Origin of the sequence: Hydrogenophaga sp. RWCD_12, assembly GCF_046604225.1 — a bacterium.
Classification (GTDB): Bacteria; Pseudomonadota; Gammaproteobacteria; order Burkholderiales; family Burkholderiaceae_C; genus Hydrogenophaga.
On the sequence record NZ_JBKIXC010000003.1, the window covers coordinates 121,916 to 142,989 of the forward strand.

At 65.1% G+C, this 21,074-nt stretch carries 19 protein-coding genes; 7 read left to right on the forward strand and 12 right to left on the reverse strand.

Features of this window, described 5'->3' with window-relative positions; genetic code table 11:
* Positions 1–52: 52 nt before the first annotated feature.
* Positions 53–1,072: a D-xylose ABC transporter substrate-binding protein gene (gene xylF, locus ACLIJ1_RS12515; RefSeq protein ID WP_411365863.1), complete on the reverse strand. Its 1,020-nt coding sequence runs from the start codon at positions 1,070–1,072 to the stop codon at positions 53–55.
* A gap of 220 nt (positions 1,073–1,292) precedes the next feature.
* Between xylF and ACLIJ1_RS12520 the strand changes: the two genes are divergently transcribed.
* From ACLIJ1_RS12520 to ACLIJ1_RS12530, 3 genes are read left to right on the forward strand one after another with little or no spacing between them, the layout of a single operon-like run.
* The gene (locus ACLIJ1_RS12520) at positions 1,293–2,903 is read left to right on the forward strand and encodes a CRTAC1 family protein (protein ID WP_411365864.1); all 1,611 of its coding nucleotides are present in this window, start codon (positions 1,293–1,295) and stop codon (positions 2,901–2,903) included.
* Positions 2,900–4,264: a vanadium-dependent haloperoxidase gene (locus ACLIJ1_RS12525; RefSeq protein WP_411365865.1), complete on the forward strand. Its 1,365-nt coding sequence runs from the start codon at positions 2,900–2,902 to the stop codon at positions 4,262–4,264. Before ACLIJ1_RS12520 ends, ACLIJ1_RS12525 begins: the two co-directional genes overlap by 4 nt.
* Entirely contained in the window at positions 4,261–5,244 is a 984-nt protein-coding gene (locus tag ACLIJ1_RS12530) for an aldose 1-epimerase (RefSeq protein ID WP_411365866.1), read from the forward strand. The genes ACLIJ1_RS12525 and ACLIJ1_RS12530 overlap by 4 nt, the downstream gene beginning before the upstream one ends.
* Here the strand turns inward: ACLIJ1_RS12530 and tal are convergent.
* On the reverse strand, positions 5,219–6,160 hold the full coding sequence (gene tal, locus ACLIJ1_RS12535; protein WP_411365867.1) for a transaldolase: 942 nt from the start codon (positions 6,158–6,160) through the stop codon (positions 5,219–5,221). The genes ACLIJ1_RS12530 and tal overlap by 26 nt on opposite strands.
* Positions 6,161–6,246: 86 nt before the next feature.
* Between tal and ACLIJ1_RS12540 the strand changes: the two genes are divergently transcribed.
* The gene (locus ACLIJ1_RS12540) at positions 6,247–7,095 is read left to right on the forward strand and encodes a MurR/RpiR family transcriptional regulator (protein WP_411365868.1); all 849 of its coding nucleotides are present in this window, start codon (positions 6,247–6,249) and stop codon (positions 7,093–7,095) included.
* A gap of 249 nt (positions 7,096–7,344) precedes the next feature.
* Here ACLIJ1_RS12540 and ACLIJ1_RS12545 read toward each other — a convergent pair whose 3' ends face one another.
* From ACLIJ1_RS12545 to ACLIJ1_RS12575, 7 genes are all read right to left on the reverse strand, one after another.
* The gene (locus tag ACLIJ1_RS12545) at positions 7,345–8,346 is read right to left on the reverse strand and encodes an ABC transporter ATP-binding protein (protein WP_411366399.1); all 1,002 of its coding nucleotides are present in this window, start codon (positions 8,344–8,346) and stop codon (positions 7,345–7,347) included.
* 14 nt (positions 8,347–8,360) lie between these two features.
* Positions 8,361–9,341, reverse strand: a complete 981-nt coding sequence (locus tag ACLIJ1_RS12550) for an ABC transporter ATP-binding protein (protein ID WP_411365869.1) — start codon at positions 9,339–9,341, stop codon at positions 8,361–8,363.
* On the reverse strand, positions 9,338–10,249 hold the full coding sequence (locus ACLIJ1_RS12555) for an ABC transporter permease (protein WP_411365870.1): 912 nt from the start codon (positions 10,247–10,249) through the stop codon (positions 9,338–9,340). The genes ACLIJ1_RS12550 and ACLIJ1_RS12555 overlap by 4 nt, the downstream gene beginning before the upstream one ends.
* 128 nt (positions 10,250–10,377) lie before the next feature.
* Positions 10,378–11,949, reverse strand: a complete 1,572-nt coding sequence (locus ACLIJ1_RS12560) for an ABC transporter substrate-binding protein (protein ID WP_411365871.1) — start codon at positions 11,947–11,949, stop codon at positions 10,378–10,380.
* 28 nt (positions 11,950–11,977) lie between these two features.
* A complete protein-coding gene (locus tag ACLIJ1_RS12565) occupies positions 11,978–13,201 on the reverse strand; it encodes a M20 aminoacylase family protein (protein WP_411365872.1) in 1,224 nt (407 codons plus the stop codon).
* Positions 13,201–14,181: an ABC transporter permease gene (locus tag ACLIJ1_RS12570; RefSeq protein ID WP_411365873.1), complete on the reverse strand. Its 981-nt coding sequence runs from the start codon at positions 14,179–14,181 to the stop codon at positions 13,201–13,203. The genes ACLIJ1_RS12565 and ACLIJ1_RS12570 overlap by 1 nt, the downstream gene beginning before the upstream one ends.
* Before the next feature lie 144 nt (positions 14,182–14,325).
* A complete protein-coding gene (locus ACLIJ1_RS12575) occupies positions 14,326–15,111 on the reverse strand; it encodes a DUF3047 domain-containing protein (RefSeq protein WP_411365874.1) in 786 nt (261 codons plus the stop codon).
* 229 nt (positions 15,112–15,340) lie between these two features.
* Between ACLIJ1_RS12575 and ACLIJ1_RS12580 the strand changes: the two genes are divergently transcribed.
* Complete coding sequence (locus ACLIJ1_RS12580; RefSeq protein ID WP_411365875.1) at positions 15,341–15,682, forward strand: ComEA family DNA-binding protein; 342 nt, start codon at positions 15,341–15,343, stop codon at positions 15,680–15,682.
* Positions 15,683–15,765: 83 nt separating this feature from the next.
* On the opposite strand, the gene ACLIJ1_RS12585 is transcribed toward ACLIJ1_RS12580, so the two are convergent.
* Both ACLIJ1_RS12585 and ACLIJ1_RS12590 read right to left on the reverse strand, forming a co-directional pair.
* Positions 15,766–16,686, reverse strand: a complete 921-nt coding sequence (locus ACLIJ1_RS12585) for a porin (protein WP_411365876.1) — start codon at positions 16,684–16,686, stop codon at positions 15,766–15,768.
* A gap of 230 nt (positions 16,687–16,916) precedes the next feature.
* Entirely contained in the window at positions 16,917–17,879 is a 963-nt protein-coding gene (locus ACLIJ1_RS12590) for a porin (protein WP_411365877.1), read from the reverse strand.
* 254 nt (positions 17,880–18,133) lie between these two features.
* Here ACLIJ1_RS12590 and coq7 point away from each other — a divergent pair, with 254 nt between their 5' ends.
* On the forward strand, positions 18,134–18,772 hold the full coding sequence (coq7, locus tag ACLIJ1_RS12595; protein WP_411365878.1) for a 2-polyprenyl-3-methyl-6-methoxy-1,4-benzoquinone monooxygenase: 639 nt from the start codon (positions 18,134–18,136) through the stop codon (positions 18,770–18,772).
* Positions 18,773–18,788: 16 nt separating this feature from the next.
* Here coq7 and ACLIJ1_RS12600 read toward each other — a convergent pair whose 3' ends face one another.
* Positions 18,789–19,238: an OsmC family protein gene (locus ACLIJ1_RS12600; protein ID WP_411365879.1), complete on the reverse strand. Its 450-nt coding sequence runs from the start codon at positions 19,236–19,238 to the stop codon at positions 18,789–18,791.
* 231 nt (positions 19,239–19,469) lie between these two features.
* Here ACLIJ1_RS12600 and ilvA point away from each other — a divergent pair, with 231 nt between their 5' ends.
* Positions 19,470–21,065 (forward strand): threonine ammonia-lyase, biosynthetic, encoded by a 1,596-nt coding sequence (gene ilvA / locus ACLIJ1_RS12605; RefSeq protein WP_411365880.1) that lies wholly within the window; start codon positions 19,470–19,472, stop codon positions 21,063–21,065.
* Positions 21,066–21,074: the final 9 nt, after the last annotated feature.

Consider the following 21,074-nt stretch of genomic DNA (forward strand, 5'->3'; position numbering starts at 1 on the left):
GCTGACCCAGCCCGCGGTCCGAGGGCCCCCATCCATCAGGAGAACGAAAGGATCACTTGCAGGCGGCCGGGCCCTTGCCCGCGTCCACGCCCTTGCACAGGTCTTCCTTCTTGATCCAGCCCGCCTTGACCACCAGGTCCAAGTTCTTGGCCGTGATCGGCACTGGCTTGAGGAACTGTGCCTGCAGCGACACCTTCTTCTCGCCACCGGCCCAGGTCGTTGCACCGCTGACCTTCTGGCCCTTGGCCAGGGACACGGCGGCGGATGCGGCGTCACGACCGAGATCGCGCGCGTCCTTCCAGACCGAGACCGTCTGCGAGCCCGAGGCGACGCGGTTGAGCGCCGCGTGGTCGCCGTCCTGGCCGGACACCGGGATGCCCTTGATGCCCTTGGCGGTCAGTGCAGCGACCACACCGCCGGCCGTGCCGTCGTTGGAAGCCACCACGGCGTCGATCTTGCCGCCGGTCTTGGTGATGATCTGTTCCATGTTCTTCTGCGCCACTTCAGGCTTCCAGCCGTCGGTGTATTCCTCGCCGACGATCTTGATGTCGCCCTTCTTGATCGCCGCTTCCAGCACTTCCTGCTGGCCGCCGCGCAGGAAGTTGGCGTTCGGATCGGTGGGCGAGCCCTTGATCATCACGTAGTTGCCCTTGGGCTTGGCTTCGAGCACGGCGCGGGCCTGCATGCGGCCGACCTCGACGTTGTCGAAGGTGATGTAGAACACGCCGGGCGCCTCGATCAGGCGGTCATAGGCGACCACCGGAATCTTCTGCTGGCTGGCCTTGTTGACGGCCGGCAGGATGGCGTCCTTGTCCATCGCCAGGACGATCAGCACCTTGGCGCCCTTGGCGATCAGCGAGTCGACGTCCGACAGCTGCTTCTCGGGCGAGCCACCAGCATCGGCGCTGATGTAGCTGGCGCCCAGCTTGGCCAGCTGGTCCTTGATCGCCTTCTCGTCGGTCTTCCAGCGCTCTTCCTGGAAGTTGGACCAGCTCACACCCACCACCTGGGCCATTGCGCCAGCGCTTGCCAGACCCAGTGCCAGGGCGGTCAACGTTGTCTTCAGTTTCATCCTTGTCTCCAGTGAACGGCCCGACTGCGGGGCCTGCGTTGTTGAACGGACTTGTTGTTCCCATTGCACCGCTGGCTCCTCGCTCACAGCCATTTAGTACGGACAACAAACTAATTATTCAATCCGGATCCAGCGAGCTCCATTGGGACAAACCCGACATAGTTCATCGACCGAACTTAATAAGATCGGGCGCACCCCCAGTCTTCGTCGAAGGTCCCGCGTGCGTCTGATCTGCCGGCCCCTGCCCAGGCTCTCCCTTCCCCTGCTCCTGCTGCTTCCCCTGCTGTGTGCAGCGGCGCCGCCCGCGATCCCGCGTTTCGCCGAGGAAACCGAAAGCGCGGGCCTGCAAAGCCGCTTCGAGGGCGAAGAGGAATACATGGTCGGCGGCGGCGTCGCGACCTTCGATTGCGACGACGACGGACTGCCCGAGCTGTACGTGACCGCCGGGGTCGGGAAGGCCAAGCTCTATCGCAACCGCAGCCCGCGGGGACAGGCGCTGAAGCTGCAGGAGTTCCGCTCCGGCCTGGAAACCACCAACGCCATCGGCGCCTACCCGCTGGACATCGACGGTGACCGCATCACCGACCTGGTGGTGCTGCGGGTCGGTGAGGTGCAGGTGTTCCGGGGCCTGGGTCAATGCCGGTTCGAGCGGGCCAACGAGGCCTGGAACCTGCATTCGGCCAACCAGTGGCACACGGCGATGTCGGCCACCTGGGAACGCGGCCAGCGCTGGCCCACCCTGGCGATTGGCACCTACTCCGACCGCAGCAAGCCCGACTTCCCCTGGGGCACCTGCACGCCCACCCTGCTGGTGCGGCCGCGGGCGGAAGGCGGGTTCCAGCCGGCCACACCGCTGCTGCCTGGGCACTGCGCGCTGTCCATGCTGTTCTCCGACTGGAACCGCTCCGGCACGGCATCGCTGCGGGTGAGCAACGACCGCGAGTACTACAAGGGTGGCGAGGAGCAGCTCTGGCGCCTGCCGGCTGGCGCCGCGCCTGCGCTTTACACCAGCGCCGAGGGCTGGAAGCCGCTGCAGATCTGGGGCATGGGCATCGCCAGCCACGACCTGACCGGCGACGGCTACCCCGAGGTGTTCCTCACCAGCATGTCCGACAACAAGCTGCAGACCCTGGAAAACGGCGCCGCGCAGCCCCGCTATGTCGACATCGCCTTCAAGCGTGGCGCCACCGCCCACCGCCCCTACGTCGGCGGCGATGTGCGTCCATCCACCGCCTGGCACGCCCAGTTCGCCGACCTCAACAACGACGGCCGCACCGACCTGTTCGTGGTCAAGGGCAACGTCTCATCGATGCCGGACTTCGCGGCCCTGGACCCCAACAACCTCCTGCTGCAGATGGCCGACGGGCAGTTTGTGGAAGCGGGCCACACCGCCGGGCTGGCCAGCGTGCTGCGCGGCCGCGGCGGCATGGTCGTGGACTTCAATGGCGACGGTTTGCTGGATGTGGTGGTCGTCAACCGGGGCGACCGGGCGCAGCTGTGGCGCCAGTTGCCCCCCGAGGCACCGGATGCGGCGCACTGGCTGCAGCTGCGGCTGCAGCAGGACGGCGGCAACCGCGATGCGGTGGGCGCCTGGGTCGAGGTGCGCCTGGGCGAAGGTGACAGCGCGCCGGTGCTGCGCCAGGAACTGACCGTGGGCGGCGGTCATGCCAGCGGGCACCTGGGCTGGATGCATTTCGGTCTGGGCACGGCCAGCCGCGTCCAGCTGCGCATCCAGTGGCCCCATGGCGACTGGAGCGCCTGGCAGACCGCCGAGGCCGACCGCTTCTACCTCGCCGGCCCCTCGGGTCTGAGCCTCTGGAGGGCACCATGATGCGCTGCCACCTGTCCGCCTGGTTGCTCGGCCTGTTCGGGCTGTGCGCACTGTGGGCCAGCGGGTCCGCGAGCGCACAGACCCCGGCCATCCCTTCACCGCCGGCCGAGCGCTACAGCGCGGAGGTGGCCACCGAATGGTTCGGTCTTGCCCTGCAACTGACCCAGCAGACCCCGGGCATGAGTCCGCCGGTAGCCTCGCGTGCGCTGGCCTACCTGGGTCTCACGCTCTACGAATCGGTGGTGGCCGGCATGCCGGGATACCGCAGCCTCGCGGGCCAGCTCAACGAGTTGCAGTCGCTGCCCATGACGCAACCCGACGAGCCGCTGCACTGGCCCACGGTGGCGCACTCGGCACTGGCGAGCATGACGCGCATGATGTTCCCGCACGCCAGCGCGGAGAACCGCATGCGCATCGACCTGCTGGAGCGCAGCCTGCCGCAGAAGCTGGCGCGCGACTTCGACCCGCAGGTGGTGGGCGCCGAGGTCCGGACGCGATCCGAGACCTTCGGCAAGCTGATGGCCATGGCGGTCATGACCTGGGCAAGGACCGATGGCGGGCACGAAGCCTGGGGGCCGCTGCGCCGCCACCAGTCGAACTACGTGCCGCCCAGCGGCAGCGGGCAGTGGTCGCCGACACCGCCGAACTTTGCCCCCGCACTGCTGCCCTGGTGGGGCACGGTCCGGCCGTTTGCGCTGCCGCGCGCCGATGCCTGTCCCGCGCCGCCGCCGCCGGCCTATTCGGAGCAGGCCGGCTCCGCGTTCTACAAGGAGACCGAAGAGGTCTACCGCATCAGCCGGGCCGCCACGCAGGAGCAGCGGCAGGTGTCGCTGTACTGGGCCGACGACCCGCTGAAGACGCCCACGCCCGCCGGTCACTGGTCGTTCATCGCCACCGACCAGCTCAAGGAAAGCAAGGCCAGCCTGGCGCGGGCGGCCCTGGTGTATGCACGGCTGCACGTGGCCATGGCCGACGCCTTCATCGCCACCTGGAACACCAAGTACGCGGTCAACCTGCTGCGGCCGGTGACCGCCGTGCAGCTGATGATCGACAGCCAGTGGGTCCCGACGCTGATGCACACACCGCCGTTCCCCGAATACCCGTCCGGCCACTCCGTGCTGTCGTCGGCCGCCGCCGAGGTGCTGGAACACGAGTTCGGTGCCCGCACGCGCTTCACGGACAACACACACAACGACCGCGGCTGGGGACCGCGCAGCTTCGCCAGCTTCCGCGCCGCGGCAGACGAAGCAGCGCTCTCGCGCCTGTACGCCGGCATCCACTTCCGCAGCGGCATCGAGGGCGGCAAGAGCCAGGGCCGTTGTGTGGCCTCACGGGTGGTGGGCCTGGCAATGGCGCCATGAGCACCAGCCGCTCGGTTTTGCTGACCAGCCTCTGCGGCGGCCACACCGTCCACTGGCTGGACGACGGCCGCCAGCGGCTGGGGCTGGTGCCGGGCATGGGCGGCAGCGTGGCCACCTGGATGCTGCACCCGTCCCCCACGGCGTCCGGCCACCCGGGTCACACGCCGTTTCATCTCTGGCGCCCATGGTTCGGCGACCCCGATCCGTTCTCGGTGGCCTCGCTGCCGCTGGTGCCCTGGTCCAACCGCGTCAGTGGCGGCGGCTTTGAACTCGGCGGCCAGTTCCACCCGTTGCAGCCCAACCGCGCCGGCGAGCCCTACCCGATCCATGGCGAAGGCTGGCTGCAGCCCTGGGAGGTGGTGCAACACGACGACCGGCAGCTGGTCATGCGGCTGACGTCGGCCCGCTTCATGGACAGTCCGTACCACTACTGCGCCACGCAAAGCTACCGCCTTTTGCCCGACGGCATCGAGCAGACGCTGTCGGTGACCCATCTGGGCGAGCAGCCACTGCCCTACGGTCTGGGGCAACACCCCTGGTTGCTGCGCACGCCCGACACCAGACTACGGGCGACCGTGACAGGCGTCTGGCTGAGCCATCCGGATCGCCTGCCGCGCGAACACAGCAGCGTCCTGGGCACATGGGATCTGCAGCACGGCATCAGCGCCCACGGCGCTCTGATCGACAACGCCTTTACGGGCTGGCAGGGTGCGGCCCGCATCGAGTGGCCGGAGGCGGGTTGGGCACTGACGGTGCGCGAGCCCGCCACGACCCGCGACGGCGTCCTGCTGGTGTTCCGTCCGGAAGCCGGACCTACCTTCTGCGTGGAACCGGTGAGCCACCCGATCGATGCTTTCCACCTGCCGGGTCAGCCCGGGCTCTGCTGGCTCGGTCGCGGCGAATCGACGGAGCAGCGTCTGCTGTGGCAGTTCGAGCGGCTGAGCCGCCCTCCCGTCAGCGCATCATCGCTTCGAGCTTGATGGTGTCGGCCACGAAGGCGCGGATGCCTTCGGACAGCTTCTCGGTCGCCATTGCGTCTTCGTTGAGCGCGAAGCGGAAACCGGCTTCGTCGTACTGAACGAACGGGATGTCCATCGTCTTGGCGGCCTCAGCGTTCAGAGCCAGTGCCAGCGGCGCCTCGCTGGCGGCCAGTTGCGCCAGCAGGTCGGGGCTGATGGTCAGCAGGTCGCAGCCCGCCAGCGCCGTGATCTGACCGACGTTGCGGAAGCTCGCACCCATCACCTCGGTGGCGATGCCATGCTTCTTGTAGAAGTTGTAGATCGCCTGCACCGACTTCACGCCGGGGTCGTTGGCACCGGCCATCGCGGCCTCGTCCCAGCTGGCGCCCGCCTGCTTCTTGTACCAGTCGTAGATGCGGCCGACAAACGGGGAGATCAGCTGCACCTTGGCCTGGCCGCAGGCCACCGCCTGGCAGAACGAGAACAGCAGCGTCAGGTTGGTGTGGATGCCGTCGCGCTCCAGCCGCGCGGCGGCCTGGATGCCTTCCCAGGTCGAGGCGATCTTGATCAGGATGCGGTCAACGTGCACGCCCTCGCCCTGGTACAGGTCGATGATGCGGCGGGCGCGGGTGACGGTCGCTTCGGTGTCGAAGCTCAGGCGCGCGTCGACCTCGGTCGACACCCGGCCCGGCACGTGTTTCAGGATCTCGATGCCGAACGCCACCAGCAGGCGGTTCATGACTTCGTCCTTGCCCTGGGCGCCGTACTTCGACACCGCATCCTGCAGCAGGTGGGCGTACTCGGGCTTCTGCACCGCCTTGAGGATCAGCGACGGATTGGTCGTCGCGTCGCGGGGCGAATAGGCGGCGATCTGGTGGAAATCACCGGTGTCCGCGACCACGGTGGTGAGCTGTTTGAGGGCGTCAAGCTGGTTCATCGCGCCATTATCGGGTGTAATAAGGTTTCATGACCGACTGGTAACCCAGTCTGAAACCGGTTCGTAACTCCTGACGGCGCCCCACCATGCTCGACCGCATCAAAGCTTCCATGCCTTCCCTGGCGCCCGCCGAACAGCGCGTGGGCAAACTTGTGCTGCTCGATCCGCGCAGCTTTGCCAGCCTGCCGGTCTCCGAGCTGGCCGACCGCGCACACGTGAGCAAGCCGACCGTGGTGCGCTTCTGCCGCAGCATGGGTTACGACGGCCTGTCGGACTTCAAGCTCAAGCTGGCCGGCACGGTGAGCGAGGGCGTGCCCTTCATCCACCGCAGCGTCGACGTGGACGACAAGGTCGGCGATGTGCTGGTCAAGGTGATCGACAACACCGTGGCGGCGTTCCTGAAGTACCGCAACGACGCCTCGACACACTCGATCGAAAAGGCCGTCGACGCACTGCTGGCGACCTACAAGAACAAGGGCCGCATCGAGTTCTACGGCGCCGGCAACTCGGGCATCGTGGCGCAGGATGCGCAGCACAAGTTCTTCCGCCTGGGCATCAACGCCATCGCCTACAGCGACGGCCACATGCAGGTGATGAGCGCTTCCCTGCTGGGCCCCGGCGACTGCCTGGTGATCGTGTCCAACTCGGGCCGAACGCGCGACCTGATGGACGCCGCCGACATCGCGCGCAAGCATGGCGCGACGGTGATCGTGGTCACCGCCAGCGGCTCGCCCCTGGCCACCGCCGGCCACATCCACCTGGCCGCCGACCACCCCGAGGGCTACGACCGCTACAGCCCGATGACGTCGCGGCTGATGCACCTGATGGTGATCGACGTGGTCGCGACCTGCCTGGCATTGCGCATCGGCGGCAACAAGCTGCAACCGCTGCTCAAGGAAATGAAGAACAACCTGAGGAGTAAGAGATACGCTTGACCGTGCGCGTTGCGCACAGGTCCAGCGTCCCCCTGCGCCGCTTCGCGTCTTCCCCCAGAGGGGGACGATGCCTGCGGCTCGGCAGAGCCGAAGCCACGGCATCCTGGACTTGAAGACCCTTCACGCCACCATCTCAGGATGACGGGCGCTCCCCGCAGCGAAATAAAGGAGGAGGCCCGCGCAGTGGGCCGGGGGACATTCGCGGAGGGGAGCGCCCGTCGTGCGCGCCAACGCCCAGATGTCTGAGCGTCAGATCCGCCCTTCTTCCACCGCGTGACACGCGATGCGGACACCACCAATCGCCTGCAGCACCGGCCGCTCCACGCGACAGCGCTCGTTGACATGCGGACAGCGCGGATTGAAGGCACACCCGGCCGGCGGGTCCAGCGGATTGGGCACCTCGCCCTGCACCGGCGTGCGCGCACGGCCGGTCTCGTGGATCTTCGGGATCGCGTCCAGCAACATGCGCGTGTAGGGGTGCCGCGGGCTGTCGAACAGCGTGCGCTTGTCCGCCAGTTCCACCAGCCGCCCCAGGTACATCACCCCCACGTGATCGCTCACGTGCCGCACCACCGCGAGGTTGTGGCTGATGAACAGGTAGGTCAGGCCCTGCCGGCGCTGCAGGTCCTTCATGATGTTGAGCACCTGCGCCTGCACGCTCACGTCCAGCGCCGAGGTCGGCTCGTCGCAGACGAGGAAGTCCGGCTGCGTGGCGAGTGCGCGCGCGATCGAGATGCGCTGGCGCTGCCCGCCCGAGAACTGGTGCGGGTACTTGAGCGCGTCCAGCGGCGACAGCCCGACCGACTGCAGCAGTTCGCCGACCCGCCCGCGCAGTTCGCCGGCGCCCGACAGCAGCCCATGCTCGATCAGCGGTTCGCCCACGATGTCCTGCACCCGCCAGCGCGGGTTCAGGCTCGCATACGGGTCCTGGAAGATCATCTGGATGCGCCGCCGCAGTTGCCGCCCCTGCGGTGTCTTGAAGGCCGCGTGCGCGTCCTGCCCGTCGAACTCGAAGCCGCCGCGCGTGGGCGCGTACAAGCCCACCAGCAGGCGGGCCACCGTGCTCTTGCCGCAGCCCGATTCGCCGACCAGCGCCAACGTCTGCCCGCGCTGGATCTCGAAGCTCACCCCGTCGACCGCGCGCAGCAACTGGCGCGGCTTGCGCTCCAGCACGCGGTTGAGCCATGGCACCGAGACGTCGAAGGTCTTGGCCAGATCGGTGGCGCGCACCAGCGGCGCCTCCGAGGCCATGCGGTCTGTCTCGCTCACGACGACGTCCTCCCGTTCGAGCTGTCGTGCAACCAGCACGCCACGCGCGTCGCATCCGCCGGCAGCAATTCAGGCCGCTGCTCCCGGCAGCGATCGAAGGCCCGCTCACAGCGCGGGTGGTAGGCACAGCCGGCGGGAATGGCGTTGAGACGCGGCATGGCGCCATCGATCTGGTGCAGGTGTTCGCGGTCTTCGGTGATGTCGGGAATGCAGCCCATCAGCCCCGCCGTGTAGGGATGCGCCGGCCGGTGGATCACGTCGTGCACCGGACCGATCTCGGCGATGCGTCCCGCGTACATGACCGCCACCCGGTCGCAGGTCTCGGCAATCACGCCCATGTCGTGCGTGATCAGCATGACGGCCGCGCCGCGCTCGCGGCACAGCGTCTTGAGCAGGGTGATGATCTGCGCCTGGATCGACACGTCCAGCGCCGTGGTCGGTTCGTCCGCCACGATCAGCCGCGGCTCGGCCGCCAGCGCCAGGGCGATCACGACCCGCTGGCGCATGCCGCCGGAGAACTGGTGCGGATAGTGGTCGATGCGCTGCTCGGGCGCGGGAATGCCGGTGTCCCTGAGCAGCTGGATGGCGCGCTGTCGGGCTTCGGCCTGGCTCACCGGCAGGTGCGTGGTGATGGTCTCGAACAGTTGCCGACCCACGGTGTAGAGCGGGTTCAGCGAGGTCAGCGGGTCCTGGAAGATCGCGCCGATCTGGCGGCCGCGCACCTTGCGCAGTTCCTGTGGCGGCAGGTTGTCGATGCGCCGTCCTTCCAGCAGGATCTCGCCACTGGCGATGCGCCCCGGCGGCTCGAGCAGACCGATGATGGCCGCGCCGGTGAGCGACTTGCCCGCGCCCGACTCGCCGACCACGCCCAGGATCTCGCCCGGCGCGATCTCGAACGACACACCGTCCAGCGCCCGCAGCGTGCCTCGGCGGTGCGGAAACTCGACGACCAGGTCACGCACTTGCAGCAGGGTCATCTCAACCTCGGGTTGAGTGCGTCGCGCAGCCAGTCGCCCAGCAGGTTCACCGACAGCGAGATCAGCACCAGCATTGCGCCTGGAAACACGGTGATCCACCACTCGCCGGAAAACAGGTAGTCGTTGCCGACGCGGATCAGAGTGCCCAGCGAGGGTGAGGTGACCGGTGCGCCGACGCCGAGAAAGGACAGCGTGGCCTCGGTGATGATGGCGGTGGCCACATGGATCGTGGCCAGCACCAGCACCGGCCCCAGCACATTGGGCAGCACATGGCGCCGCATGATGCGCAGCGGCGGCACGCCGATCACCTGCGCGGCCTGCACATACTCCTTGCGGCGCTCCACCAGGGTCGATCCGCGCACCGTGCGCGCGTACTGCACCCAGCCGGTCAGCGTGATCGACAGCACCAGCACGCCAAACGCCAGCGAGTCCTGCGCCTGCGGGAACAGCGCGCGACCGACACCCGCGATCAGCAGCGCCACCAGGATCGGCGGGAACGACAACATCACGTCGCACAGCCGCATCAGGAACGCGTCCATCCAGCCGCCCAGAAAACCGGCCAGCAAGCCCAGAAACACGCCGATTGCCACCGACAGCAGCACCGAGGTCACGCTCACCGCCAGCGAGATGCGCGCGCCGTACATGACGGCCGACAGGATGTCGCGCCCCTGGTCTTCGGTACCGAGGAGGAAGTCGGGGTTGCCGCCCTCCATCCATGCCGGCGGCAGCCGCGCATTGGAGAGCTCCAGCGTCGCCAGGTCGAACGGATCGTGCGGCGCGACCCAGGGTGCGAACAGCGCACACCCCACGCAGACCAGCGCAATCAGCGCCGCCACCATCGCCATCGGCGAGGAGCGGAAGCTGTGGCCGACATCGCTGTCGAGCCAGCGGCGAGCAAAAGCAATCAACGCAGGACTTTCGATCTCAAATGTCAGGGAAACGGAGGGGGAGCCTGTCAGGGGCCGGCGCGGAACCGGCTTCGCCGGGCCGCTGACCGCGTCCCCCTGGGGGGAAGCCGCGCAGCGGCGCAGGGGGGTTACTTCACGCTCATGTAGCGGAACGGCATCTGGTTGTCGGCACGCTGCGTCAGCTGCACGTTGTCGCCCACGCCCCAGGCCAGTGCCTGCTGGTGCAGCGGCAGATGGCCGATGTCGTCGGCGTGCAGCTTGAACGCCTCCTTGATCATCGCGTCGCGCTTGGCCTTGTCGGTCTCTGACTGCACCTTGACCGTCAGCTCGTCCACCTTCGGATTGCAGTAGGCGCCGAGGTTGAACTGGCCGGAGCCCTTGTCGTCGACGCAGCGCATGATGGCGTTGAGCACGTTGTGCGCGTCGTAGGTGCTGGGCGACCAGCCCAGCAGGTAGAAACTGGTGTCGCGCTTGAGGATCTTGGGAAAGTAGGTGCCCTTGGTCTCGACCTGCAGGTTGATCTTCACCCCGATCTTGGCCAGGTTGGCCGCGACCGCCTGGCAGATGTTGCTGTCGTTCACGTAGCGGTCGTTCGGGCAGTTCATGCTGACCTCGAAACCGTTCGGGTAGCCGGCCTCGGTCAGCAGCTTCTTGGCGGCGTCGGGGTCGTAGGGCAGGCGGCCGCCCGTGCTGGCGTCGTAACCGTTCACGCCCGGACCGATCAGGTGGGCCGCCGGTGTGGACGCCCCACGCATCACGTTCTTCTGGATGCCGTTGATATCGATGGCCTGGTAGAAGGCCTGGCGCACCCGCTTGTCCTTGAACGGGTTCTTGCCCTTGATGTTCGAGTACAGCAGTTCATCGCGCTTCTGGTCCATGCCCAGGAAGATCCAGCGCAACTCGGGGCCCTGCAGCACCTTGGCCTTGCCGCTGCCGTTGATGCGCGCCACGTCCTGCAGCGGCACCGGCTCGATCACATCCACCTGCCCAGACAGCAGGGCTGCGGCGCGGGTGGCGTCGTTGCCGATCGGCGTGTACTCCACGTTGACCACGTTGCCTTCGATCTTGCCCCAGTAGCTGCCATTGCGCACAAAGGCAGTCTTGACGTTGGGCTGGCGCTCCCGCAGACGGAAGGGGCCGGTGCCATTGGCGCGGAACGACGCGGCGTTCTCGATGCCCTTGCGGCGGTCGACCGGCTTGGTGGCCTGGTTCTCTTCGCACCAGGCCTTGCTCATGATGTAGAAGAACGAGAGCTGGTCGGGCAGGATGGGAAACGGCGACTTGGTCTCGATCTCGACGGTGAAGTCGTTGATCTTGCGCACTTCCTTGAAGTCGTTGGTGTAGGAGCGCATGTCCGAACCGTCGCCCGCGCCACGCGCCAGGCTGAACACCACGTCGTCGGCGGTGAACGGCTTGCCATCGTGGAATTTCACGCCCTTGCGCAGTTCGAAGCGCCACACGGTCGGCGCGGTCTGCTTCCACGACGTCGCCAGCGCCGGCACCAGCTTGAGGTCCTTGTCGCGGTTGACCAGCGGCTCATAGATGTTGCCCAGCACGCTCAGCTGCAGCGACTCGTTGAGCGAGTGCGGGTCCATCGAGAGCGCGTCGCCCTGGTTGCCGATGCGCACGGTCTGCGCCGAGGTGGCGCCTGCGGCCGCAGCCAGCACGAGCGCGGTGATCAGGGACGTCTTGAAATTCATGGCTCTCTCCTGGAAGTGGTCAAAGGATTCAGTGTTCTTCGGTCTGCAAGGGCATGCCCTGCTCCACCAGACCCGCGTGCAGCGCCGCACCCAGCGGCAGCACCTCGTCGTTGAAATCGTAACGGCTGTTGTGCAGGAAACAGCTGCCTTCGCCGCCCTGCCCCAGCCGCAGGTAGGCGCCGGGCTTGACCTGCAGCATGAACGAAAAATCTTCCGCGCCCATGCTTGGGTCCATCTCGGTGTCGACGTGCTCTTCACCCACCAGCGCCTGCGCCACTTGGGCGGCGAACCGGCCCTCGTCGGTGCTGTTGATCGTGGCGGGGTAGATGCGTTCGTATTTGACATGCGCCGTCGCCCCCAGGCCCATGGCCACGCCCGAGCAGACCTCGTTGAGCCGCCGCTGGACCAGCGCCTGGATCTCCGGGCTGAAGGTGCGCACGGTGCCGACCAGCGTCGCCGAGCCGGGCACCACGCTGAAGGCGCCGAGATCACCCGCCTGCATCGCACACAGGCTGATGACCGCGCTGTCGACCGCCCGCACATTGCGCGAGACGATGCTCTGCACCGCCGTGATGATGTGCGCCGACACCACCACCGGGTCGACCGTCAGATACGGATGGGCACCATGACCGCCCTTGCCGGTGATCTCGATCGTGATCCGGTCGGCCGCCGCCATCATCGGGCCAGGATTGACGCCCACCGTGCCCGGGCGCATCTGCGGCCAGTTGTGCATGCCGTAGACCGACTGCACCGGAAAGCGCTCGAACAGGCCGTCTTCGATCATGGCCTTGGCGCCCGCGAAGCCTTCCTCTCCCGGCTGGAAGATCAGCACCGCCGTGCCATCGAAGCGCCGCGTCTCGGCCAGGTAACGCGCTGCTCCGACCAGCATCGCCGTGTGGCCGTCGTGACCGCAGGCGTGCATCATGCCGGCCTTGGTCGACTTCCAAGCGAAATCGTTGTGTTCGGTCATCGGCAGCGCGTCCATGTCGGCGCGCAGCCCGATCAGGTGGCCGCTGGTGCGCTGCCGACCATGGATCACTGCCACCACACCGGTCTTGCCGATGCCGGTGTGGATCTCGTCGACACCGCACACCTTGAGCGACTCGATCACGCGCTTGGCGGTGTAGTGCTCCTCGAACCCGATCTCGGGATGCGCATGCAGGTCGCGGCGCAGGGCAGTCAGTTCGGGATGGTAGGCAGCGATGTGCGCAAAGGCTCGCCCCTGGGCACGGATGCGTGCGGTGTGTGGCATCAATGGGCTCCCGACCGTTCGACGCGCAAGCGGGGATCGACCGCAAAGTACAGCAGGTCGACCACCAGGTTGATGACAACAAAGATCAGCGCGATCAGGCAGAGGTAGGCCGCCATCACCGGGATGTCGGCAAAGGTCACTGCCTGAATGAACAGCAGGCCCATGCCGGGCCACTGGAACACCGTCTCGGTGATGATGGCAAAGGCGATCAGGCCGCCGAGCTGCAGGCCCGTGATGGTCATGACGGGCACCAGCGTGTTCTTGAGCGCATGGCCGAAATGCACTGCACGGTCAGAGAGCCCCCGCGCCCGCGCGAACTTGATGTAGTCGGTGCGCAGCACCTCCAGCATCTCCGCCCGCACCAGCCGCATGATCAGGGTGAGCTGAAAGATCGCCAGCGTGAGCGCCGGCAGAACGATGTGGTGCCAGCCCTTGGCCGTCATCAGCCCGGAACTCCACCAGCCCAGGGACACCACGTCTCCGCGGCCGAAACTCGGGAACCAGCCCAGATTCACCGCGAAGACCAGTATCAGCAGGATGCCGATGAGAAACACGGGAAGGGAGACACCCAGCAACGAGATGGTCATCAACAGCTGGCTCAGGAAACTGCCACGCCGCAGGGCGGCATACACCCCCATCGGAACACCAACCGCCAAGGCCAACGTCGCCGCGACAAAGGCCAGCTCCAGCGTGGCCGGCAGGCGCTCCGCGATCAGGCGGGACACCTTGGCCCCCTGGCGCAGACTGATGCCGAATTCGCCCTGGACCGCGTTGACGAGGAAGTGCCAGAACTGCACCACGAAGGGTTGGTCCAGGCCGAGGTCGGAACGCAATTGCCGGATCTGCTCCGGGGTGGCATCCTGACCAAGCAGGAACACGACCGGGTCACCGACGAACTGGAACAGCATGAATGCGATCAGTGCCACGCTGACCATCACCAGCACAGCCTGCACCAACCGTCGCAGGATGAAGGCGGTCATGTCCTCTCAACCATCCAAGCCAACGGCACGCCGCCTGGAGCTCCGGCGCGAATTTGGAGAGAGGTCAGACTCGTCATGCTCAGGCACTTTGCCGGGGTTGGAAGACCTTGTTGATGCGTGACAACCCTATCACAAGGTCACCAGCTAGCGCGAGCCCAGCTTCATCGGGCCGTACCAGGCGCGCAGGCGGGAACGGGTGTTGTCCGTATCGGTCATCAAGGCCACCGCCCGCAACGGTCCGGGTTCCTCGCCGAATGCACGGATGAAGTCCGAGCGCACATCGCGCCGGTAGTCACGCCAGCGGCCCACATGCGCCGTGCCGCTTTCCACAACCACCTTGCGGATGCGGTCCGTGCGCGGATTGATGACCACCGTGTCCGGCGCGTCCTCATTGCTCCAGACGTACATGAGCGTCGCGTAAGGCAACTCCTCGCCAGTGAGCAGGCGGCTCATCTCGGAGAGGCGGTGGGTACGGGCCGATAGCTTGCTGCGGTCACCATCAAAGGCCAGCAGGATGCGTACCGGTGCGTCCTCGTTTTCGGCCTCATGCAAATTGGCTCCCTCGGGCAGTCCTTCGACCATCCACGAAAAGTCGATGTGCCCCACCTCCAGCCCGCCATGGGTGAACTGGCGCCGCAGAATGCTGACCGACTTGTCGGATTGGACCGACAACGCCGCCCTGTCTTTCTTGCGATCAATCTCGAAGCCGGCGTATCGCTTGCCCGGCAGCCGGAACGGCTTCCACGGGTCACCTCCCGAGGGCGTGTGCAACAGATCGGTCACCGCGGCATTCCACGCTGCACTTTGCATGTTCTCGGTATCGACATCCGCTCGGGACGCCTGGGACAAAGACGATTCATCGCCGCCCGCCATCCCCGCGCAGCCCGCTATCGCAGCGCAAATCGCGCCTGTGACCAGAATCTTGAACACAAAGCCCCTGTGACTGAAAACCGAGTCCGATGCATCCTCAACTGATTGCGTCGGTGGTGACATTTTGTTTCTGTGCAGCGTAGTCTACCGCCAGCCCGCACGCTCATCCCTTGTGCAGGGGAAGCTGCTCTGGCAGTAAATCGCTACATTTTTGCCCGTGGCACCGAGTCGGTGACCATGGCAGGCTCCCATCAAGGGCTGCCTTTCAACGCAATCAAGGAGGAAATACATGTTGAAGCGTTTGTTCACCCTTTTGATATCCATTTGCGCAGCGACTGCCTTTGCTGCGGTGGATGTCAACACCGCTGGCTCAGCAGATCTGGACAGCGTGAAGGGCATCGGCCCGGGTACGTCGTCGAAGCTGCTGGAAGTTCGCAAGAACGGCAAGTTCAAGGATTGGCCCGACCTGATCGCCCGCATGCCTGGCATCGGCGAGAAGCGCGCGGCCAAACTGTCGGCTGAAGGCCTCACGGTGAATGGCGAAAGCTTCAAGGCAGTGGCAACCACCACCACCAAGCCTGCGGCAGACAAGCCGGTCAAAGCCGCAGCTGCACCGACCCCCAAGCAGTAAGGCATCACCCATAAAAAAAGCCACTTGGCGAGATGCCAAGTGGCTTTTTAACGTTCTGACTCAAGCGGCCGAAGCCGCAGTCATCAGAAGGTGTGCTTCAGACCGAAGCCGTAACGCGTGTCAGGACCGGTGTTCTTGGTGTCCAGGAAACCGCCGTACACGGTGGTGCGCTTGGACAGCGAGTAAGCAACGCCAACACCCAGACCGGACAGACGCTCGGCACCGTCGGCCTTGGAAGAAGCGTAGCCAGCAGACAGCGTCAGGTTGGCACCCAGCGGCACGTCAGCGCCGAAGGACAGGTCGGTGGTCTTCACGCTACCGGCCTTGACGTTGCCGTAGCCAGCCAGCAGCTTGGCAGCGCCCAGATCGTAGGAAGCGTTCAGGCGGGTGAACTTGGTGTCGCCCTTGGCGGTGGTGTCCTTTTGGTAAGCAACGCCAGCGTACACGGGGCCGCCGTTGTACTGAACGTGGAAAGCGGTCGACTGGTTGCCGGAGCCTTCCTTCAGGTTCGTGCTCAGAGCACCGCTCACGCCACCAAAAGTGGGGGTGGCGTAGTAGATGCCATTGGAGGGGTTACCAACGTAGCCGGTAGAGGCCCACACGCTGTTGACAGGCGACAGAACCGAGTCAAAGACCGGGCTGGCAGCGCCGGAGATGTCGTCGTAGGCGGACCAGATCTTGCCCAGCTTGAATTCGCCGAAGCCGCCGGACAGGCCAACGTAAGCCTGACGGTCAAACGAAGAACCAGTGGTACGTTGCGTGCCGGTGTCGACGTTGAAGCCGTGTTCCAGCAGGAAGTTGGCCTTCAGACCACCACCCAGATCTTCCGAGCCCTTGAAGCCCAGACGGCTGCCGCTCACGCCACCCGAAGTCAGGGCAGCGGAAACACCCTTGTCCTTGTGCAGCACTGCGTCAACGACGCCGTACACGCTGACAGAAGACTGAGCTTGTGCGAAACCAGCCACCGAGCTCAGAACGGCCAAAGCAATCAGAGATTTTTTCATTGCAATTCCTTAAATGCTGGGCTCCCAGAGCCCGGTTGAACAACTGACATGTCATCGTAGCGCGTTGCGTTCGAGCCCTCGGGGGAAAACCCTTAAAAATTTCCCGTCTTGTGGGGTTTTGACCACAAGAACACGCCGTTTCGCCGCGCACAGTAAGAAAAAAAGCCTGCCTCGTTTCCAAGACAGGCTTTCCTGCTTTGATTTCATCCGGTGACAAACACCGGAAGCCATCAGAAGTTGTGGTGCAGGGTCAGATCGAGACCGCCGACCTTCTTGTTGGTGCCCTTGACCACAGCCTTGCTGTCGCGGCCGTAGGTGAATTCCACCGCGGTGCGCTTGCTCAGCGGGTAGTAGTAGCCCAGGCCCAGTTTCTGGTTGGTGGTCGTGGTGTCGTTCTTGGCGCGAGCAAAGCCCACCAGAACCTTGCCAGGACCGGCAGGGATCGTGGCACCCAGCAGCAGACCCTTGGTCTTGGCGCCAGCAGCGGTCTTGGCGTTGCCCAGACCGAAGGCCAGCTTGGCGACACCCAGATCGTAGATGGCATAAGCGTTGGTCAGCGTACCAGCGACGCCCTTTTCGGTACCAACACCCACGTCCAGAGGACCGTTGGCGTAGCCCACAGCCAAGCTGTTCTGGGCCTTGGCAGCGCCTTCCTTCAGACCGGTCGACACGGCGACGTTCACGCCGCTGAAGCTGCCGCTGTAATGGATGATGTTGGCCGTGCGGATGAAACCAGCCAGGGTGGTGGTTTGCATGCCGACGCCGCGCAGAGCGCCTTGGCCGTCGCCGCCGAACGGATCCGGCTTGTTGTTGGCACCCAGGAAGTTGGCGCTGTAGTAGCGGCCCAGGCGGATTTCACCGAAGGAACCAGCCAGACCAACCGTCGACATGCCGTTCCAGAAGGTGGCAACAGCAGGGGTCTTGCCATCGGCGGAGGCGGGAGTGAAGCCAGCATCGGTGCCGGTGTCAGGACGGAAGCGGTGCTCGAGCTGGAACTTGGCTTGCAGACCGCCACCCAGATCCTCGGTACCACGGAAGCCCAGACGGCTGCCGTGCGGGTCGCCCACAGCGGCGGACGAACCATTGGCCTTCTCCAGGCTCACGTCAACCTTGCCGTAAATCGTCACGGAGGACTGTGCAAAAGCAGCGCCGGTGGCAGCCACTGCGGCCAGAGCAATCAGGGTCTTTTTCATTGAGGGTATCTCCAAGGTTAATAAAAGGCTCGTCGGTCTTAGGCCCCGAGCCAACCTCCGTTACGGGAAGTTTCACGATTGCACCAGAAGGCTCCCGGCCGCGCAAAGCTTTCACCCGGGTTTGTCGTGCAGGGACAACAGGAATTCACCCTACTAGTAGAAATACTTAGAACGTTAGTTCGCCAACAAATAAGCGCAGATGCATCAAAATTCCGCATCCATATCAGCAGATCACACGAACACCAACTCCATTCATGGACAGCCTACTGATCGCCGCCGACTCTGCTTTGCGTACCCTGTTTGCACAGCCCCGGGCAACCCGGCCGTGCAATACCCTGCCCGAACGCGACGGCCCTGCGCTGAGCGACGACGATCGGAAGTTGTCCGGCGCTCTCATGCGCGTCAACCACGTCGGCGAGGTTTGCGCACAAGCCCTGTACACCGCACAAGCGCTCGCGGCGCGGCAGAGCAACGCTCCGGGACGCGAGCCCCTTGCGCGACAGCTTGAAGCAGCCGGACGGGAAGAAACAGATCACCTTGCCTGGACCCGGGAGCGCCTGGACGAACTGGGTTCACGCCCCTCGTTGCTCAATCCGCTCTGGTATGCCGGCGCTTTCGGTATCGGACTGGTGGCAGGCCGATTCGGCCCGGGGGTCAGCCTCGGTTTCGTGGTCGAAACCGAGCGTCAGGTGGAAGCCCATCTGGCCTCCCACATGGAGCGACTGCCTGCCGCCGACCAAGACTCGAAGGCCATCGTGGCTCAGATGAAAGCGGACGAAGCCAGACACGCCCGCGAAGCCCAGCGCGCTGGCGCTGTCGAATTGCCGGCCCCGGTCAAGGCGGTGATGCGTGCAGCGGCGCAAATCATGACAACGGTCGCACACCGCATCTGAGCAATCACCAGCCGGCTCAAGCCTCCACCAGATCAAATCCGGTGGTGATTTCGGCTGTTTTTCCCAGCATGATGCTGGCGGAACAGTATTTTTCGTGGCTCATCGCAATGGCCCGCTCCACGGCCGCTGGTGGAATGCCTTTGCCGGTCACGGTGAATTGCATGTGGATTTTCGTGAACACCTTGGGATCTGCGTCGGCCCTCTCGGACGTCAATTTGACGCTGCACCCTCGCACATCGTGGCGGCCCCGTTTGAGGATCAGCACGACGTCATAGGCCGTGCATCCCCCGGTTCCGGCCAGCACGGTTTCCATCGGACGAGGCGCCAGGTTGGCGCCTCCGATTTCTGGCTTGGCCGCATCCGGCGCCCCGTCCATGGTCAGCACATGGCCACTGCCCGTTTCGGCCACAAAACCCATGTTCGATCGCGTCCCGGACCCACCGGTCCATGTCACCGTGCATTCCATCTGATTTGTGTGTGATTTAGTTGACGGGCTTCGAGAGGTAGCTCACTAAAAAGTAGCAAAACGAGCCACAAACATGTTGCATCGCAGCATGCTCCCGGTATACTGCAGGCATTGTATTGAAGGTTGTCTCCTCTGCCCTCCACGGGTGGATTCAAACCCGGACCGGCTCAGCCAGTCCGGGTTTTTTTTCGCCATGTCTGCCTCGGTATCATGGTCGGCACAGGAAAACCCATGACTTCACGCCCCTCCAAGCCACGCATCAGTCCGCCTGCGGACACTCCCCTCACCCCGGCTGACTATCTCAAGAAGATCCTCACCGCCCGTGTCTACGACGTGGCGGTCGAATCCGCGCTGGAGCCGGCGCGCAATCTCAGCAAACGCCTGCACAACCAGGTATTGCTCAAGCGCGAGGACCAGCAGCCGGTGTTCAGCTTCAAGCTGCGTGGCGCATACAACAAGATGGCGCACTTGTCGCCGGCGCAGCTGAAAAAGGGCGTGATCTGCGCCTCGGCGGGCAACCACGCGCAAGGCGTTGCACTTGGTGCCAAGCGACTTGGCGCCCGTGCCGTGATCGTGATGCCGACCACCACGCCCCAGGTCAAGGTCGATGCGGTCCGATCGTTTGGCGGCGAAGTCGTGCTCAGCGGCGACAGCTACTCGGACGCCTACGCCCACGCGCTGCGGTTGCAGAAGAAAGAAGGCCTGACCTTTGTCCACCCGTTTGACGACCCGGACGTGATCGCCGGCCAGGGCACGATCGCGATGGAGATCCTGCGCCAGCTGCAGAGCATCGGCTCGGACAAGCTGGATGCGGTGTTCGTGGCCATCGGCGGTGGCGGCCTGATCTCCGGCGTGGCCAACTACATCAAGGCAGTGCGCCCCGAGATCAAGGTGATCGGCGTGCAGACGGTCGACTCGGACGCCATGCTGCGCTCGGTGAATGCCGGTGAGCGGGTGACACTGAACGATGTCGGCCTGTTTGCGGACGGCACCGCAGTCAAGCAGGTGGGCGAAGAAACCTTCCGTATCGCCAGGGGCTTGGTCGACGAATTTATCGTGGTCGACACCGATGCGGTGTGCGCGGCGATCAAGGACATCTTTGTCGACACACGCAGCATTGTCGAACCCTCGGGCGCGATGGCCGTGGCCGCCATGAAGCAGTACGTCGCCAAGCACAAGACCAAAGGCGAGACCTACGCTGCCATCCTGTGCGGTGCCAACATGAATTTCGACCGGCTGCGCTTCGTGGCCGAACGCGCCGAAGTGGGCGAGGAACGCGAAGCCCTGTTCGCGGTCACCATCCCCGAAGAGCGCGGCAGCTTCAAGCGCTTCCTGGAGTCGTTCGAGGGCCTGCCCGGCGGGCCACGCAACGTCACCGAATTCAACTACCGGATCAGCGACGACAAAACCGCCCACGTGTTTGTCGGCCTGACCACGCAAGGTCCCGGCGAATCGACCAAGATCGCAGGCCACTTCCGCAAGCGCGGCTTCGAATCGCTGGACTTGACCCACGACGACCTGGCCAAGGAGCACATCCGCCACATGGTCGGCGGCCATTCGCCGCTGGCCAATGACGAGCGCCTGCTGCGTTTCGTGTTTCCCGAGCGGCCAGGTGCGCTGCTGAAGTTCCTGAACCTGATGCGTCCGGGCTGGAACATCAGTCTGTTCCACTACCGCAACCAGGGCGCCGACTACGGCCGCATCCTGGTCGGGCTGCAGGTGCCGCCCAAAGACGACAAGGCATTCGCCAAATTCCTCGACACCCTGGGCTATCCATCTGTCGAGGAAACCCACAATCCGGTGTACCGTCTGTTCCTCAAAAGCTGAACTTCTGCC